This is a genomic window from Pseudomonas sp. DNDY-54 (assembly GCF_019880365.1).
GTDB lineage: Bacteria > Pseudomonadota > Gammaproteobacteria > Pseudomonadales > Pseudomonadaceae > Stutzerimonas > Stutzerimonas stutzeri_P.
Map to the genome: position 1 here is coordinate 3018773 of NZ_CP082271.1, position 18458 is coordinate 3037230.

Sequence of the window (18458 nt, forward strand, 5' to 3'; positions counted from 1 at the left end):
GGGATCGTTCACAAAGGAATGTGTTTCAGGCGGAAGGTCTGAGCGGCGCGGATTCTACGCCTGCAGCTGAAGCCTGTCAGGCACGGGGGATGACGGCCGACCAATGGCGGCTGCGCCCAGCAAACAGCGCCTTGGAACGAGGCGTCCAAAGCGCTGGGGTGTAGCGATCAGTTGGTGAACCGCAATTACGGGTTAAAGTAGGCCCGGGCGCGCGCCACTTCAGCGGCGGTCGGTGTATAGCTGGTCCACTGATCCTGCTCGTTCTTCTTGTAGCGCACCACACCCTTGGCCACATCGAACTCGTAGAACGGATAGACCTCACGCAGGTTGTAGAAGGCGGCGGGGGCGAAGAACAGGATGTCCGCCACGAGATAGCCACTGTTGAACTTCAGCGGGATCAGCCCGTACATGGGCTCCATGCCGGCCTGCGTGGCGCGGAAGCGGTACTGACCGAAGCTGGTCGCCTTGTAGGTCTTGCTGACCGGATTCTTCAGCACCAGCGGCGCGTCATCGTTGATCTTGACTGCGAGGCTGGGGTCGCTGGAGCGCAGCGAGGTGGTGGCGGTGCAGGCGGACAGCAGAACAGCCATCAGCGGCAGTGCGAAAAGGTGTTTGGTTTTCATCGTCATTCCCTTGCAGGTGGTTGGCGTAGACGGCTCGCTGTCGCCCTGCGCTGGGGTGCTGCGGCCGTCCGTTGGCGGGCGGCACTATAGGGCAACGTCCGTGTTGTGGCCATGTGACACGACGCCCAAGCAGCCTGTTTCCGATCACCGGTCCGTTCGCATGCTGCCACTCGGCACTCCGCCGAAACTTTCCCCGCCGGGCACCAGCCGTATTTACAGAACCCATCCGACTCTGGAGCACCTATGGCTTACCCGAAGATCCCTGCGCAGCAGCAGGACCGCTTGCCCGGCCGTGAAACCGAGATGCACCCGCAGGCCGAATTCATACGCGACAGCTACAAGGGCAGCGACAAGCTCGCGGGCAAGGTCGCGTTGATCAGCGGCGGCGATAGCGGCATCGGCCGTGCCGCTGCGGTGCACTTCGCCCGTGAGGGCGCGGACGTCGCGATCATGTACCTCGACGAACACGAGGACGCCGAGAACGCCAAGCGCATGGTGGAAGCCGAGGGCCAACGCTGCCTGCTGTTACCCGGCGATATCCGTGACAGCCGCCACTGCAACGATGCCGTCGAGCAAACCGTGAAAACCTTCGGCCGGCTGGACGTGCTGGTGAACAATGCCGGCCGCCAGGAGGTGCAGACGCGGCTCGAAGACATCACCGACGAGCAATGGGAGAAGACCTTTGCCACCAATATCCACGGCTACTTCTACCTCACCCGTGCCGCCCTGCCTCACTTGAAGGGCGGGGCTTCGATCATCAACACGACCTCGATCAACGCCTTCATCGGCAACCCGTTGCTGGTCGACTACACCTCGACCAAAGGGGCGATCGACGGCTTCACCCGCGCCCTGTCGCAGCAATTGATCGAGCGCGAGATTCGCGTCAACCAGATCGCGCCCGGGCCGATCTGGACGCCTCTGCAGCCGCCGTCGCTCGGCAAGCATGATCCACAGCTGCTCGAAGATTTCGGCAGCCAGATGCCCATGGGCCGTTGCGGCCAGCCCTCCGAGCTGGGCCCGGCCTACGTTTACCTCGCCTGTGAAGATTCATCCTACGTCAGCGGCCAGACGATCCATATCAACGGCGGCAAGGTGGTTAACGGCTAGGCACCGTTTCCACCATCTGCTGGGATTTACGTCGATTCGACTCGGTGAAGCATCGCGAAATGACCGCGTATGGAACCATCGCCTCGCTTGCCCCGCCCAACAATCAGGACGACGCGCATTGACCGAGCCGGGCTGAATGCGCGCCACGCACTTCCATCGCAGCGCACGCTGCACGTGAACAAGGTGAAGTCATGACCCAGATTCTCATTGCGGCCTTTGACCGCTACGCCGAGGCCGAGCAAGTCAAATCCGAGCTCCTGAGCAAGGGAGTAGCCAGCGACGCCATTCAGCTTTCAGCCTCGTCCAATCCCGAGACGATCAACAGCAGCCGCGTCGAGGTGATCGGGGAAGAACCGGATGAGGACGCCTCGGTGGCCGATAAGCTCGGCAGCTTCTTCAGCAAGGTCTTCGGTGACGACGCAAGCAAACACGCCGGCCGCTATCCGGAGGCAGCCCGGCGCGGTTCGACGGTGGTCACCGTCACGCTGGAAGACGACAGCCAGGTTTCCATGGTCGAGCAGCTGATGGAACAGAACGGCGCCATCGATATCGACGAGCGCAGCGCCACCTGGGGCAGCGATGACGCCACACCGATCACGGCCAGCACCGAAACCCTGACCACCGGTTACCCCGACGCCTCTTCTATCAGCGAGGACGAACGCAAACTGAACGGCATGGCCACACCGGATCGCGGTGCTGACGATGGCAACATTCCAGGCCGTGCGGAAAACGAGAAGGTCGCACGCCGTGACAATACCGCTGGCCGGGTGCGCATCATTCCGCGCTAAGCCGGTGGCAGGCGGCCGTTGCTACCGCGACTCCGCCTGCACGTATTGAAAGCCGTGATGTTTGAACAAGGGCCTTACTGCGTCGCGAAGACCTCATCGAGCAGGTTGTTCATCGCCTGGAACGCCCGCTTCGCCACTTCCGGATGGTATTCGTTACGCCCCGGCACGTTGGCGTAGGGGTCCGTGAAGGAGTGCACCGCATTGCCGTAGCTGTTCATTTGCCAATCGACGTCAGTGGCCTTCATCTCGGCGATGAACCCATCGACCTGTTCTTTGGGTACGGCCGGGTCGTCCGCGCCGTGCAGCACCAGCACTGGCGCCTTGATTTGTTTCGCATCGGCCGGGTTAGGCGTGTCGAGATTACCGTGGAAGGACACGAAGGCATCCAGATCGGCACCCGAACGCGCCAGTTCCAGAACCGCCCCGCCACCAAAACAGAAGCCGATCGCCGCCATGTTCGCCGTATCCAGCGGCACCACCGTTTGCGCTTTGAACGCATCCACGGCCCCCTGCGCCCGCTTGCGCATCAGTGCTCGATCGCCACGCACTGCGGAGGCAGCGGCCTTGGCTTCGTCCGGGTTGGATGGGCGCACCGTTTTGCCGTACATGTCGGCCATGAACACGACGTACTGGTCCCCCGCCGCTCGCGCCGCTTTTTCCGCAGAGCGCTCGGTTACCCCGAGCCAATTGGGCACCATCATCAGGCCGGCCCGGGGGGTCGTCACCGCATCGTCGTAGATGATCAGTCCCTCAAACGCCTCGCCATCAATGTCATAGGCATGCGGCTTGACCACCACGGCAGCCTCGGCAACGCCAACCATTGCCGCCACCACCAAAGGAATGCACAGCTTCTTCATCGACCCACTCCAATCAATCAGTGAACCTAAGCAACACTAGAGGAAAAACCCAGCAACGCAGATTTTTCGAGCGGGCCTCCCCTGTGCCATCGACGATCCCAGCAGAGCCGATGCCGGGAAACCCATGCACGCTGCCCCACGGTTACTACACTCGACAGGCGTGCAAGCGCTACGACGGGCCGCTTCAGCAATGCTGATGCAGGCGTGCGCTCCCTCATCTACAAAGAGAACTGCCCTATGAGAATCACCCACAGGGCCTTCGCCCTGGCTTCGCTCGCTGTACTGATCTCCGCTTGCGGGACGCAACACACCGCGCCGACACAACCAGAGCTAGTGGGTCGCGCACAGGACCTGTACGAGCTGCCCCCTGCCTACCAGGCCGGCACCTACCGCAACATGGATGCGCTGTTTTTCACCCGAGAGGTGGCGCGCGGCCCGCAGGTCTATCCGTTGCCAACAGGTGCGCCGTTGGAGGTGGAGTACCGCGTCGAAGGCAAGCCGCTCAACACCGATGACTTCATGCAACGCAACCAGGTCGCCGGACTCTTGATCATCAAGGACGGCCAGGTCGTTCTGGAGCGCTACGGTAAAGGCAACGATGAAACCACTCGGTGGACGTCGTTCAGCGTGGTGAAGTCGATCTCCTCCAGCCTGATCGGTGCTGCCCTGCATCAAGGCAAGATTGTCAGCCTGCAGGATCCGGTGGTCCGCTACTTACCGGAACTGGAAGGCAGCGCCTATGACGGCGTGACCATCGAGCAGGTACTGCAGATGAGCTCCGGCGCAGGCTGGAACGAGACCTACCGAGACCCTGAATCAGACCGGCGTCAGCTGTTCGATCTGCAACTGGCCAACAGCCCCGGCGGGTTACTCCGCCTGATGGCGGGACTGGAGCGGGAGCAGACACCGGGCACGGTGTTCAACTACAGCACCGGCGAATCCCATCTGCAGAGCGAGATCGTGCGCGCCGCAACGGACATGACCGCCAGCGACTACCTTTCCGAGCGAATCTGGGCGCGGATGGGCATGGAACGTGACGCCTATTGGCAGCTCGATGCCAAGGCGGGCCAGGAGATCGGCAGTAGCGGCTTTTCCGCCACGCTGCGTGATTACGGCCGGTTTGGTCAGTTCATCCTCAACGACGGGGTGATCGGCGGCGAGCGCATTCTGCCGCGCGGCTGGGTCGAGCAGGCCAGTCGCGTCGACCCCGACTCGCACCTTGCGCCCGGCAAACTCTACGACGGCGAATACGCGCTGGGTTACGGCTACCAATGGTGGACCTTTCCCGTGGGGGCACAGGCATTACCCAACCATGACGGCGCCTTCGAAGCCCAGGGCATCTTCGGGCAGTTCCTCTACATCAACCGCAAGGAAAACGTAACGGCGGTGGTCTGGAGCACCTGGCCGGAGCCCGAAATGGACGCCCACGAGCAAGAAACCTATGCCTTCCTAGGCGCAGCGGTTCAGGCGCTTCGGCAGAAGTAAAACCCGCGTGCGCCGCGCCGCTTACTGGGAAAACACCGCATCGCACGCGGCAGGCAGCGTCTGCCGTGGACGGTCCATGGCGATCGGCCGGGGCGTCGGCAGGATCGCCTTGCAGCCTTCGCCCGGCGGTGGCGGGGGCTGGTCGACGCAGTCGGCCGCGCCCTCCGGGCAACGCAAGCGCACATGCAGATGTTCATCGTGGAAAGGCCAGGGACGGATGCGTTGCAGCCAGGCGCGGTCCTCCCACTCACGCTCGCAGAGGTCCCGCTTGACCGCGCCATCGACGAAGATCCGTGTCACGCGTGGATCTTGTGCGGCAAGGTGGATCAGCTTGGCCTGATTGTTGTTCCACCTCGCCTTGTCGAGTTCGCCGGTCGTTGCGTCGACTAGGATGGGCTGTTCGATGCCTTCCCGCTGGCTGCGCTCGAGTGGCGGCAGGTCCAGGCGAAACCAGATATCCACGTCCAGCCCGCTTTGATGGCTGACGTGCCCGTACGACATCGGCCCGCCGCGTGGCTGCGCCATGTCCCCCACCAGCATGGGCCCAAAACCGGCCGCCTCGACACGGCGCCCAAGCCCCTCGATGTAGTCGACCAGATCGGGATGGCCATAATGCCGATTGCGCTGCAGGTCGACGGCCTGATAACCCTCGCCGTCGGGCGGGAGTTTTACCGCGCCGATCAGGCAGGCCGCTCCATGCTGCCCGATGACCCGCGGTTCGCCAGGCAGCGGCTCGGCAAGGCTGGACCAGTCCCTGTCTGCCGCCCCTGCGGAGGCGGTGAAGGTTGCCAAAAGCCCGCAGATGGCCAAAGCCTGCAGGACGGGCCGATTCACTGTTCGAGGGGAACAACGCATAGCTAACAAAAAGTCCTCGTATCGATTCGAATGTCGTATCAGCGGCGCTGACGGGCTAACCACTCCAGCCCAGGCCGGTAGAGCATGTCGTGCTCGCCTTCGAACAACACCAGCTCGGCAGGACCGGACTTCAGATGCAGCAACACGTCGGCGTCCGCCTCGGCAAAGTGCGGGAAGTCATTGCTGTCCTGGGTCGAGCGCTCACGCAAGCCAGCCGGCACCTGACGGGTTTCCATCAGTTGGTCGATCTGCTCTTGCGGGATGCGGTCTTCTTCGTTTGCCAGGTCGTTAAACGCATGCAGCGCCTGTTCCGGCGGAACGGTGGTGTCGCCGATACCATGCGCGATCAACACACGGATTTCGCCCGCGGCGTCCGGTACATGGGTGCTGGGACTGCGCTTGCGGCACTCTTCAAAGGCGCTGGAGCCTTCGCTCGGCTCGCCACCGCAGGCCTGTGCGATCTCGCCAGCGTATTTCTCCCCGCGCGCTTCATTCCATTGATGCCAGGTAACCAGGTCATAGACCGGCACCCAGGCCGAAACGCCGGCAAACACATCGGGGTGGCGGCTCGCCAAATGCAATGCGTTCATCGCGCCGCCCGAATAGCCGAGCAGGTAGATCCGTGATTCGTCGATCTTGGCGTTCTCACGCGCGTACTTGAGCGCATCTTCCATGTCGGAGATCGCCAGGTCAGAAGCGGTCGACTCGGGGCGGCCATCGTTCTGGCCGCGAAAGTTCGGATGCATGAACACCCAGTCATTGGCGACGGCGAACTGACCCAGCGGAATATCGATGTTCTGCAGGTAATCGGTGCTCCAGCTGTGCAGGACCAGCAGCAGCGGCTTTTTCGTATCCGACTCGGAGTCGTAGAACAGCGCGGCCTGCTCGCCGTCGTCGGCACTCGACGGTATCCGGATGTCGTCTATTTCGGGTGTCTCTTCCCGCCAGCGGGACAGTTCGGCATCAGCCAGCGTGCCGGGAAACCGGGTGACGCGCAGGTGCTCGCTGGGGTGTTCCAGGTCAGGGTTTTGCCGTCGCTCGCTATTGCTGGGATCTGCGTTCTGACCGCCCGTCGCGCCTTGGCCAGTCGACGAGGTCTGCGCCTCGCTGGTCGCCCCGGTCTCATCACCATCACCGCAGCCGCTGACCAGCACCATCGCGCCGAATAAGGCGGCGAGACCGAGCTGTTTGTATCGACAGGCGCACGTTGCCAGATGGCCCATGCCGGGCGAAACGATTCGGCTAGCGAGAGCGGAGTAACTGCAGCGGATGGATCGCATCATTGTGGTCTCCGGCAGGCGTGTTTCCAGGGTCGTATCAGTTTTGCGACCCTGCACGCTTCCAGACGTTCCTGCTGCTGCGCTTTGTCGGCGCGACACGCATCCTGAGCGATCGGAACTCGCCATCAGGTTGTCCATAATGAGCAGCTGAACGGATCAGAGAGGTGTCGATCATGCGCAAGGCCGAACTCAAACAGCGTCACGCTCGCAAGCTGGAGCGGCTGCAGCGCTTCCTGGACTGGGCAGCGGAACGTCATCCGGATTTCGTGCCAAAGAAGAACCACCAGGAAAACTGGTTCAGCACCTACATCGGTCATCAGCCGCCCGAGATCGGCCGCGCCGCCCGGCTGTTCTGGTTGGGGTTGGACGAACCGACCGTGAACGCCAATCTCGAGGGCGCTGACCCGGCGAGCCTGATCGGCAGGCTGCTTAACCGCGATCTGAATGACTACAGCTGCCGTGTCGATGTGTTCGGCGTCGAGAAAACCCTCGACTGCGGTCCGGTTCAACAGTTGCTCGAACCCGACTTCGCCCTGCGCATCGAAGACAGCGCCTCGACCGATGCCTTCGAGGCGCATGTTCGCGACGCCATCGAGGCATTGGTAAGAGATCGGCTGCACGTGCTGGACCACCCTTTCACCAGCATGACTGATGACGAGAAGGAGCAGTGCCTGCAGCGGTTGCCATCGAAACTCTCGCGTCTCGACGATTTCGCGGTGAAGGCCGTCGACATCGTCAACGAGGTGAAGCACGAGCTGCGCTACGTGGTGGAGCTGCGCCACGGCGATATTGCGCTGGACATGCAGCGGCGCATTCCCGGCGGCCAAGGCCATGTACTCAGCGAGCGGGATGTGGAGGCGCTCAAGGAAGAAGACCGCCAGGCGATGAACGCCAAATTCGAGATGATGGTCGAGGAAGCCGGCGACTTCGACCTGCAGGTGCTGGGGGAAAAGCGCCTCACCGAAATCTTCATGATGGAGCCGAAAAAACTTCGGCGAACCATCCGCTTCGCCCGTCAGGACCACAAGGAAAAAATGGCCTTCGCGGTGCTGCTGGAAAACAACCCGCGCTTCGTCCACTACCACAAGCTCTACGCCGCACGGCGCATCACTCGTACCTGGACCGCCCTGCTCGGTCCTACCAACAGCGGCAAAACCCACCAGGCGATCGAGGCGATGACGGGCGTCGAGCATGCCATCTACCTGTCTCCCCTGCGCCTGATGGCGCTGGAGAATCAGGAACGCATCGAATCGATGGGGGTGCCCTGCTCGCTGGTGACGGGCGAAGAAGAAATCATCCGCGAAGGCGCCACGCATTTCTGCTGCACGGTGGAGGAGTTCGCGCGCTTCCGTCACCAACCCTGGAACGTAGTGGTGATCGACGAAGTGCAGATGATGGCTGACTCGCAACGCGGCTGGGCCTGGGTCGATGCGCTGGTCAGTGCGTACACCCCGAACCTGATCATGACCGGCCCGGAACTGATCCGACCCTCCCTGCAGACGCTATGCGACCTCTGTGAGGACGAGCTGGTGGTCAAGCGCACCAAACGTCTGTCACCGGTCGAGGTGGCGCGCCGCGCAACGAGCCTCAAGCAGCTCGACGAAGGCTCGATGCTGGTGGCGTTCAGCCGCAAAACGGTCCTGGAATTGAAGGCGATGCTGGAGATGACCGGCAAAAGCGTCTCGGTGGTCTACGGCGCGCTGTCGCCGGAAGTGCGCCGCGAGCAGGCCCGGCGCTTTCGCGAAGGCGAGGCGGACATCATGGTGGCCACCGATGCGGTGGGCATGGGCCTCAATCTGCCGGCGCATACCCTGTGCTTCTACACCGATGAGAAATACGACGGCATCCAGAATCGTCAGCTGAGGGTCCAGGAGGTCAAGCAGATCGGTGGGCGTGCCGGCCGTTTCGGTCACCATGACAGCGGCACCATCACCGCGCTGGACGCACAGACGTTGCAGTCGATCAAGCGCCTGTTCCACAGCGAGGATTTGCCGGTGGACCTGTCGCAATTCCAGGTGCGCCCGTCCATCGAGCACCTGCAGGCCATCGCCGAATTGATGGGCGACCCCAGCCTGCTGCGCGCCTGGCTGACGTTCAATCGCAACATCAACTACGGCGACGAATTCATTTCGGTGTTGCCCGACGAGCTGGCCGACTGGATCAAGCTGATCGACGACCCGACCATCGACCTGCCGCTGCGCTGGATCTTCGCCTGCACGCCGATCCGCGGTGGTCTCGACAGCCCAGCGAGCATCTTCGCTCAGCAATGGCTGAAGAAGGTCGCGCAGGACAAGGTGGTGGATCTGCCCCGGCTGATGATCGACGCGGATCTGGCCACGCTCGAAGGCTCGCTGCACATCATCGAGACCTACCTGCATCTGTCGCGCACATTGCCGGCGCATTTCCCGGCGCTGGAGCAGGCCGAGCAGCACCGCCGTCTGCTCAATGATGCAATCACCCGAGAACTGTCACGCCGCAAGAAACCGCGCGGCAGCGACCGGCGCCGCCTGTCCGGCGACACACGCCATTGCCAACAGTGCGGCAAGGCGATGCCGGTGCTGAGCCGGCAATTCCGCTTGTGTCAGAGTTGTTTCCGCAACCAGCGATAAGCGGCTAACGGAGCGGCACGCAGACCGGGCCTTGCCGCCCGGGGCTGACGCACAGGGCGCGTCGCCTCGTGACGGCGGGCTGGCCAGCAGGCACCCTGGCCTTTAGGATGCGGCGGGCTCATGGCAATCGGGCCCGTGTGCCCGTGTCACCCACGTTTATCCGCCTGCCAAGGAGAAGGGCCAATGCCGATCATTTTTCAGCTGCGCCAGCAGATGGCGGCATTGAGCCGACGATTCGGCTGGGTCGGCCTGATGTTCGCGCTGTGCGTCCATGCCGGCGTGTCGTACCTGGGTTTACGGCTGTTTGGTGAAGCGAATCTCACCGACCTGCGGACCTTCATCTACTTCTATTTCACCACCGCGTTGACCGTCGGGTATGGCGATCTGTCCCCGCAGACAGCGGGCGGCCGCCTCTTCGTCTCCACTTGGCTGATGATCGGTGGCATCGCGCTGTTGACCGCAGTCATCGGCAAGACCACCAATTCCGCAATCGAACTCTGGAGGAAAGGCATGAAAGGCAAAGGGACGTTCGCCACCTGCACGGGCCATACCGTCGTGGTGGGCTGGGAAGGCGCGGTCAGCGAACGCGTCATCGAGCTATTGCATGAAGATGAGACGTCCAACGATCACCTGATCGTCATTTGCGATACCACGCTGGAAGAAAACCCAATGCCAGGCAAAGCCGAGTTCATTCGCGGTGAAAGTCTGTCTTCCGCGGCGCTGCTGCAGCGTGCCGGCGTCAAAGGGGCGGAGCGGACATTGGTGCGCACCGGCTCGGACGACATGACCCTGGCCGTGGTGCTGACCATCAACCAGCTCGAGCCGATCGGTCACGTGGTGGCGCATTTCAGCAGCAGCGAAACTGCGCAATTGGCACGCAGCTACGCGCCAAAGCTGGAATGTACCTCCAGCATGGCGATCGAAATGCTGGTGCGGTCCTCCCAGGACCCGGGCTCGTCCGTGATCATCAACGAGCTGCTCAGCGTGGGTCGCGGCGCGACGCAATACCGTCTGCAACTGCCGGACAGTTTCGAAAGCACTGTCGGTGCGCTGTACAAGCAGCTCAAGGACTCACACAACGCAACGCTGATCGGCTACCGCGCCGAAGGTCAAACGCAACCGTCGATCAATCCCGCCAACGACACCCCGGTACGCGGTGGGGAGCTTTTCTACATTGCCGCCGCCCGCCTTGGGGGCCTGGACAGCGCGCGCTGAACATCGCCTCCAACGCGAGGCGCCTGCCGGCGATCTTGAAATCATCAAGCCGGCACCGACGAACCGCGGGAATCAATGCCCTCCCGACCGCTCTCAAGCAGACATGCACCGCGAGCAACCGGAGAGACGATGGGCGATCCACACGACCTGCAGCGATTCGTCGAGGCACAGATACCCGTCTATGAGCGCGCGCTTGAGGAGTTGCGCGCAGGCCACAAGCAGAGCCACTGGATGTGGTTCGTCTTTCCGCAGATCGCAGGGTTGGGCCACAGCGCCATGGCTCAGCGCTATGCGATTTCAGGCGTTGACGAGGCCCGTGCTTACCTCGAACACCCGTTGCTCGGCCCGCGCCTGCAAGCGTGCGCGCAGGCAATGTTGCTTCACCGCGACCGGTCAGCTAGACAGATTTTAGGTTCGCCCGATGACCTCAAGCTGCGGTCGAGCATGACCCTCTTTGCTGCCATAGCACCCGAGCAACCGCTCTTCCAACAGGTGTTGGACACCTTCTTCGAAGGCGAAGCCGACTCACAGACGCTGTCGCGGCTGCAACACTGACCGACTCGCTGACGCGGTGCACCGCGACGCATCCACCCGGCTATAAGCAGGCTGCGGTTTTTTTGCGGTATGAAGCGAACTTGAACCCAAAGCCGCCCTCCTAGCAGGCGCGAGAAACGCCCCTGCGCCTCGTCACGTTCAATCTCGGGCCATAGCGGCCTTTTGCCGCTCACCCTTCGCCACCGTCATGTTCAAATTTTTACTTTGACAGGCGGTTTGTTTGACCTTAAGTTTTCGCTTCCGAACATTTCCGAACCAACGCAGTATTCGGTTTTATAACAACAACAGTCTCACAAGAGGTTCTGCGCATGAGTAACCCGTCCACCCCGACTCTCGGGGGGCAATGCATTGCCGAATTTCTCGGCACCGCCCTTCTGATCTTCTTCGGCACCGGTTGCGTCGCCGCACTCAAGCTGGGTGGTGCTGAGCTAGGTCTCTGGGAAATAAGCGTTATTTGGGGAATAGGCGTCAGCATGGGGGTCTACCTCGCGGCCGGCGTATCCGGTGCTCACCTGAACCCCGCCGTCTCCATTGCGCTCTGGCTGTTCGGCACCTTCGAGCGCAACAAGGTCCCCGCCTACATCCTGGCGCAAACGGCTGGCGCGTTCTGCGCCGCGGCGTTGGTATACGCTCTCTATAGCAGCTTGTTTTTCGATTTCGAACAGGCTCAACAGATGACCCGCGGCAGCGTGGCCAGTCTGGAGCTCGCATCGGTGTTCTCGACCTATCCTCATCCATCCCTTTCCATCGGCCAGGCGTTTCTGGTGGAAGTGGTGATCACCGCTATTCTGCTGGGGATGATCATGGCGCTGACCGATGACGGTAACGGTCTGCCGCGCGGGCCGCTGGCACCCTTGCTAATTGGTCTGCTGATCGCCGTGATCGGCGGTGCGATGGGGCCATTGACCGGCTTTGCGATGAACCCAGCGCGTGATCTCGGACCGAAGCTGATGACATTTTTCGCCGGCTGGGGCGAGGTCGCGTTTACGGGCGGTCGGGACATTCCGTACTTCCTCGTCCCGCTAATAGCGCCAGTGCTGGGCGCCTGCATTGGCGCCGCCGGTTACAAGGCACTGATCTGCAAGCACCTGCCCGGCGTGGGCGGGGGTGCTTGCGACGCACCGGCTCCCCCCGCGACCGCTGACAGCAAGCCCTACAGCAAACACGACGTCACCGCCCACGAAGCCCGCTGATCGCCAATGGATGCTTTCTGCCCTGTATTGCCTCCCTCGCCTACGCTTTCAGCAGCCTGTTAAGGAATTGACACCATGAGCACCCAGAACAACAAGCAATACATCGTCGCCCTCGATCAGGGCACTACCAGTTCCCGCGCGATCGTGCTGGATCGCAACGCCAACGTGGTCACCATTGCCCAGCGCGAATTCGCACAGATCTACCCACAGCCGAGTTGGGTCGAGCATGACCCGATGGAAATCTGGGCCACCCAGAGCGGTGTGTTCGTCGAGGCGCTGGCCCAGGCCGGCATCACCAACGAACAGGTGGCAGCGATCGGCATTACCAACCAGCGCGAAACCACCATCGTCTGGGACAAGAACACCGGCCGGCCGATCTACAACGCCATTGTCTGGCAGAGCCGCCAAAGCACGCCGATCTGCGACCAGCTCAAGCGTGACGGCATGGAAGACCACATCCGCAAAACCACCGGCCTTGTCATCGATCCCTACTTCTCCGGCACCAAAATCAAGTGGATCCTCGATCACGTCGAGGGCAGCCGTGAGCGCGCGCGCCGTGGCGAGCTGCTGTTCGGCACCGTCGATTGCTGGCTGATCTGGAAGATGACCCAGGGCAAGGCCCACGTCACCGATTACACCAACGCCTCACGCACCATGCTTTATGACATTCATAAGCTGGACTGGGACCCGGTCATGCTCGAAGCGCTGGATATTCCGCGCGAGATGCTGCCCGACGTACGCTCGTCTTCCGAAGTCTATGGGCACGCCTACCTGGGTTCGGGCCAGAGCACCGGCATCCCCATCGCAGGCATCGCAGGCGACCAGCAAGCTGCCTTGTTCGGGCAGATGTGCGTCGAGCCGGGCCAGGCCAAGAACACCTACGGCACCGGCTGCTTCCTGCTGATGAACACCGGGACCAAGGCCGTGCAGTCCGAACATGGCTTGCTGACCACCATCGCCTGCGGACCGAAAGGCGAGGTGAACTACGCATTGGAAGGCGCCATCTTCAACGGCGGTTCCACGGTGCAGTGGCTGCGCGACGAGTTGAAGGTGATCAATGACTCGCTGGACTCGGAGTACTTCGCCACCAAAGTGAAGGACAGCAACGGCGTCTATTTGGTCCCGGCGTTCACGGGGCTCGGCGCACCCTACTGGGACCCTCGCGCCCGTGGCGCGCTTTTCGGCCTGACCCGCGGCGTGAAGGTCGATCACATCATCCGGGCGGCGCTGGAATCCATCGCCTACCAAACCCGCGACGTACTCGACGCCATGCAGCAGGATGCCGGTGAGCGACTGCGATCCCTGCGGGTGGATGGCGGTGCCGTGGCCAACAACTTCCTTATGCAGTTCCAGGCCGACCTGCTCGGCACGCAGGTCGAACGCCCCGAAATGAAGGAAACGACTGCACTTGGCGCGGCTTATCTGGCGGGCCTGGCGACGGGTTTCTGGAGCAGCCTGGACGAGTTGCGCAGCAAGGCCACCATCGAGCGCATCTTCGAGCCCGCGTGCGACAGCGAACAGCGCGAAGCGCTCTACAAGGGCTGGAAGAAGGCCGTCGACCGCACCCGCGACTGGGAAGAGGAATAAGCTCAGCGCGCGACAACACCACGCCCCGTGACCGGCCCGAATCCGATTCGGTGCCGGGCACATCGATTCGAAAACGAACAATTCTTTAATCACGGACCAGACTGCGGCATCCTTCCCAGCATATCGATAAGAAGGAAGCCTCCATGAGTCTGGCCCCACGACAGCAGAGCATTCTCGAACTGGTGCGCGAACGCGGCTACGTCAGCATCGAAGAATTGGCGCAACAGTTCGCCGTGACGCCTCAGACCATCCGTCGGGACATCAATCAGTTGGGCGAAGCCGGCCTGCTGCGCCGCTACCATGGCGGCGCCGCCCACGACTCCAGTGTCCAGAACACGGCCTATACCCAGCGCGCGCGGCAAATGCGCGACGAGAAGCGCCGCATCGCCGACGCCATGGCCGCGCACATTCCTGATCAGGCATCGTTGTTCATCAATATCGGCACCACCACCGAAGCCGTCGCCCACGCCTTGCTCAACCATCGCGACCTCAAGGTCATCACCAACAACCTGCACGTGGCAAGCATCCTCAGCCCCAAGGAAGATTTCGACGTACTGATCGCCGGAGGCAACGTGCGCAGCGATGGCGGCGTGGTCGGTCAAGCCACAGCGGATTTCATCAGCCAGTTCAAGGTGGACTTCGCCCTGATTGGCATCAGCGGGATCGATGAGGACGGCACCCTGCTGGATTTCGACTATCAGGAAGTGCGCGTCTCCCAGGCCATCATCCACAATGCGCGAAAGATCTTCCTCGCCGCGGATTCGAGTAAGTTCGGCCGCAGCGCCATGACCCGGCTCGGTTCGCTGGAACAGATCGACATGCTCTTCACCGAAGCCCAGCCGCCCGAAGCCTTCCTCGGCCTGCTGGCACAGCACAACGTGAAGCTGGAAGTCACAGGCTGAACCAGTGACCGTCATGTGCGAGGCATGAGCCGCCTGCGCACTACCAACCTGACCAGATTTCTTTGGTGGCGTGAATACGGGAGCGGCAAAGACTGCCGTGTTTTGGTGGGCTGAAGCCCACCCTACTTCTCCGACTGAACCGCTTCAGTGACCGTCATGCTCTGGGGCACGCGCAGCCTGCGCACTACCAGCCTGACCAGATATCTTTGGTGGCGTGCATACTTGAGCGGCTAAGGCTGCCGTGTTCCGGTGGGCTGAAGCCCACCCTACTTCTCCGGCTGAACCCACTTCAGTGATCGTCATGCTTGGAGTATGCGCAGCCTGCGCACTACCAGCCTGACCAGATTTCTTTGGTGGCGTGCATACGGGAGCGGTCAAGACTGCAGTGTTTTGGTGGGCTGAAGCCCACCCTACTTCTCCGGTTGAACCGCTTCAGGGGCACGCGCAGCTTGCGCAATACTCGCCTGGACCAGATTTCTTTGGTGGCGTGAATACGTGACGGCTAAGACTGCCGTGTTTTGGTGGGCTGAAGCCCACCCTACCTTTAGCGTTACCCTTCCAACGCACACCAATCCGTCGCAGCCGTAGGGTGGGCTTCAGCCCACCAATCAGCCCAATCGGTTCACCGCCAGGATAACTAACGCGATCTCACGCTCTACGTTCGCCCTAAGCCACCGAGCCGCTCACCGGTAAGGTGGGCTTCAGCCCACCACATGCAGACTGCACCCGCTAACCGACTGAACCCCCGCTAATTTCTGCCGAACAGTCATAGATTGGCCGCTCAGCACCAATAAGCAGTTCGGATCGATTCGATTATTTTCTTTTGATATAAAAAACGAATATCAGCTCTAGAGAGAGGTTCTTTTCTACGCTAGGATGTTCGTATTCGAAAATAAATGTTCGTTCTTGAGGAGAATCCTGTGACCGAGACCGTCTCCGAGCTGTATGACATCGCCGTCATAGGCGGTGGCATCAATGGTGTGGGTATTGCTGCGGATGCAGCCGGACGCGGCCTGTCGGTGTTTCTATGCGAGCGCGATGATTTGGCCAGCCACACATCCTCGGCGAGTAGCAAGTTGATCCATGGCGGCCTGCGCTATCTGGAACACTACGAATTCCGCCTCGTGCGCGAGGCACTGGCCGAGCGTGAAGTCTTGTTGGCCAAGGCACCACACATCGTCAAGCCGATGCGCTTCGTGCTGCCGCACCGCCCGCACCTGCGTCCGGCCTGGATGATCCGCGCCGGGCTGTTTCTGTATGACAACCTCGGCAAGCGCGAAAAGCTGCCCGGTTCGCGAGGCCTACGTTTCGGAGAGGACAGTCCGTTAAAGCCAGCGATTACCCGCGGTTTCGAATATTCCGATTGCTGGGTCGATGACGCGCGGCTGGTGGTACTCAATGCCATGGCGGCGCGGGAAAAGGGCGCGCATATCCACACCCGTACGCTATGCCTGAGCGCCAAGCGAGCCGGCGGCATTTGGCACGTCGAGCTGCAACGTCAGGACGGCAGCCGCTTCGCCCTGCGTGCCAAAGCGCTGGTTAACGCCGCCGGCCCCTGGGTCGCGCAGTTCATTGGAGACAACCTGAAGCAGCGCTCCCCGTACGGCATCCGCCTGATCCAGGGCAGCCACATCATCGTGCCCAAGCTGTACGAAGGTGAGCAGGCCTACATCATGCAGAACGAGGACCGGCGCATCGTCTTTGCGATCCCGTACCTGGACCGTTACACGATGATCGGCACGACGGATCGTGAGTATCACGGCGACCCGGCGACCGTCAGCATCACCGAAGAAGAAACCACCTATGTGCTGGGTGTCGCTAACACCCACTTCCGCAAGCAATTAGAGCCGAAGGACATTGTGCATACCTTCGCCGGCGTACGGCCGCTTTGCGATGACGAATCGGACAATCCCTCTGCCGTGACCCGCGACTACACCCTCTCGCTATCCGCCGAAGAGAAACAGGCGCCGTTGCTCTCGGTGTTCGGCGGCAAGCTGACCACCTACCGCAAGCTGGCGGAATCGGCGATGGCGCAGCTCAAGCCGTTCTTTCCGCGCATGGGAGAGAGCTGGACGGCGACTTCCCCGCTACCCGGCGGTGAAGGGATGAGCAGCGCCGAAGCGCTGGTCGATGAGTTGATGAACACCGTAAAAGGTGCCAGCCGACCGTTGGCAAAACGCTGGGCGACGCTCTATGGCACTCGCGTCTGGCGAATGCTCGGCGATGTCCGCTCACTCGAGGCGCTGGGCGATGACCTCGGCCAAGGGCTGTATGCGCAGGAAGTCGGCTACCTGCGTCGGGAAGAATGGGCGACGCATCTGGACGACATTCTCTGGCGTAGAACCAAGCTTGGGCTAGCCTTTAACGAGGCTGACAAAGCTCGCTTGCAAACCTATCTCGCGGAGCAACCGGCTGCCATCAACGCGCACAGCAGCGATGCCGCCTGACCTTGATTGAAATCCGGAGCCGCTGGCCGACCGGCTCCGCGCTAGATCCACCGGCAACTCCTCAACCCGCGACCAGTCCAAACGACAGGTAGCGTTGAAACGGCTCCGCACGGTTCAGCGCCCTGCATCGTCACCCGTGCACCACGCTCGCCTGGGGAACGTCGCCATGAAGCAGCTGTTACCCATCACCGCGATTGGCCTCTCCGTTCTAGCACTCGGCACCTCTCTTTGGCTGGGCTGGACGACCCTTGAGCACAATCGTCTTTCGGTTGCGCCCTATCTGATCGGCACCCCCTACCTGGAGGGGCCGGACGCTCGCAACGGGCTTTATCTGGCCAACATCGGTCCGGGCCCCGCCATCATCAACCACGCCAGCATCAGCCTGGATGGCAAGCGCCACGACCTTTCGCACAACGTGTGGGAAGACGCGCTGCTGGCGGTCGAGTTAGAGCCCATGTGCTTCAGCAAGGCGTGGCTGCCGCCGAAAACGGCCATCAAGAGTGGTCAGGAAATCATGCTGTTGGCGATTGCGAACGACCGCATGGAGCTCTGCCTGCTCGAGAACCTGAAGCTCCTGACTGAGCATCAGGTTCAGATTCACATCGAGTACGAATCGCTATACGGCAAGACACGATGGGCCGCTAACGCCTACGAACTGACCTCAGCGCGGCACGACTATGCACGCGCGCTGCGAAGGCTTAAATCCGGGCAGTGAACGACTATCCGTCTGGAAGGCCCGCCCCGCGGGTACCACTTCTCAGGTTTAACGCTGCTAAGCGCGCCGAGTAATTTGCACGTAGCGAGGCAGCATTGCAGCCGCCAGGCGCGTCGGCCCATTAAGCCGATGACATTCTCACGCTACAGGTGGGATGCGGATGATGACCGACGCCGCGCGATCCTATGCAAGCGCCGTCCGAAGAGGATGAGCGCCCGCGATGCTTGAATCGCTGAACAA

15 protein-coding genes are annotated in these 18458 nt (G+C 61.8%); 11 read left to right on the forward strand and 4 right to left on the reverse strand.

The annotated features are described in order from the left end of the window. Window positions 1-185 precede the first annotated feature (185 nt). Window positions 186-623, reverse strand: coding sequence for a hypothetical protein (locus K4O48_RS13915; RefSeq protein ID WP_222908998.1), 438 nt, complete (start codon window positions 621-623; stop codon window positions 186-188). A gap of 243 nt (window positions 624-866) precedes the next feature. On the opposite strand from K4O48_RS13915, the gene K4O48_RS13920 reads away from it, so the two are divergent. After that, window positions 867-1730 (forward strand): SDR family oxidoreductase, encoded by an 864-nt coding sequence (locus K4O48_RS13920; protein ID WP_222908999.1) that lies wholly within the window; start codon window positions 867-869, stop codon window positions 1728-1730. Between the two features lie 191 nt (window positions 1731-1921). After that, entirely contained in the window at window positions 1922-2518 is a 597-nt protein-coding gene (locus tag K4O48_RS13925) for a hypothetical protein (protein WP_222909000.1), read from the forward strand. Between the two features lie 74 nt (window positions 2519-2592). Here K4O48_RS13925 and K4O48_RS13930 read toward each other — a convergent pair whose 3' ends face one another. Continuing rightward, window positions 2593-3339 (reverse strand): dienelactone hydrolase family protein, encoded by a 747-nt coding sequence (locus K4O48_RS13930; RefSeq protein ID WP_409518949.1) that lies wholly within the window; start codon window positions 3337-3339, stop codon window positions 2593-2595. Between the two features lie 273 nt (window positions 3340-3612). On the opposite strand from K4O48_RS13930, the gene K4O48_RS13935 reads away from it, so the two are divergent. Next, a complete protein-coding gene (locus K4O48_RS13935) occupies window positions 3613-4860 on the forward strand; it encodes a serine hydrolase domain-containing protein (RefSeq protein ID WP_222909002.1) in 1248 nt (415 codons plus the stop codon). 21 nt (window positions 4861-4881) lie between these two features. Here K4O48_RS13935 and mepA read toward each other — a convergent pair whose 3' ends face one another. Continuing rightward, on the reverse strand, window positions 4882-5715 hold the full coding sequence (mepA, locus tag K4O48_RS13940; RefSeq protein ID WP_222909003.1) for a penicillin-insensitive murein endopeptidase: 834 nt from the start codon (window positions 5713-5715) through the stop codon (window positions 4882-4884). Window positions 5716-5753: 38 nt separating this feature from the next. Beyond that, the gene (locus K4O48_RS13945; RefSeq protein WP_222909004.1) at window positions 5754-6998 is read right to left on the reverse strand and encodes an alpha/beta hydrolase family protein; all 1245 of its coding nucleotides are present in this window, start codon (window positions 6996-6998) and stop codon (window positions 5754-5756) included. A 170-nt stretch (window positions 6999-7168) separates the two neighbouring features. On the opposite strand from K4O48_RS13945, the gene K4O48_RS13950 reads away from it, so the two are divergent. The 8 genes from K4O48_RS13950 (at window position 7169) to K4O48_RS13985 (ending at window position 18218) form a co-directional block, all read left to right on the forward strand. Further along, window positions 7169-9604, forward strand: a complete 2436-nt coding sequence (locus tag K4O48_RS13950) for a DEAD/DEAH box helicase (RefSeq protein WP_222909005.1) — start codon at window positions 7169-7171, stop codon at window positions 9602-9604. A 183-nt stretch (window positions 9605-9787) separates the two neighbouring features. After that, window positions 9788-10819, forward strand: a complete 1032-nt coding sequence (locus tag K4O48_RS13955; protein WP_222909006.1) for an ion channel — start codon at window positions 9788-9790, stop codon at window positions 10817-10819. A 129-nt stretch (window positions 10820-10948) separates the two neighbouring features. Beyond that, complete coding sequence (locus tag K4O48_RS13960; protein ID WP_222909007.1) at window positions 10949-11374, forward strand: DUF1810 domain-containing protein; 426 nt, start codon at window positions 10949-10951, stop codon at window positions 11372-11374. Window positions 11375-11682: 308 nt separating this feature from the next. Continuing rightward, the gene (locus K4O48_RS13965; RefSeq protein WP_222909008.1) at window positions 11683-12567 is read left to right on the forward strand and encodes an MIP/aquaporin family protein; all 885 of its coding nucleotides are present in this window, start codon (window positions 11683-11685) and stop codon (window positions 12565-12567) included. A 75-nt stretch (window positions 12568-12642) separates the two neighbouring features. Then, window positions 12643-14154, forward strand: coding sequence for a glycerol kinase GlpK (gene glpK, locus K4O48_RS13970; protein WP_222909009.1), 1512 nt, complete (start codon window positions 12643-12645; stop codon window positions 14152-14154). A 143-nt stretch (window positions 14155-14297) separates the two neighbouring features. Continuing rightward, window positions 14298-15056, forward strand: coding sequence for a DeoR/GlpR family transcriptional regulator (locus K4O48_RS13975; RefSeq protein ID WP_222909010.1), 759 nt, complete (start codon window positions 14298-14300; stop codon window positions 15054-15056). Between the two features lie 896 nt (window positions 15057-15952). Beyond that, window positions 15953-17503: a glycerol-3-phosphate dehydrogenase gene (gene glpD / locus K4O48_RS13980; protein ID WP_222909011.1), complete on the forward strand. Its 1551-nt coding sequence runs from the start codon at window positions 15953-15955 to the stop codon at window positions 17501-17503. A gap of 166 nt (window positions 17504-17669) precedes the next feature. Beyond that, window positions 17670-18218 carry a hypothetical protein gene (locus K4O48_RS13985; RefSeq protein WP_222909012.1) on the forward strand — a complete coding sequence of 183 codons (549 nt, stop codon included), beginning with the start codon at window positions 17670-17672 and terminating at the stop codon, window positions 18216-18218. Window positions 18219-18458: the final 240 nt, after the last annotated feature.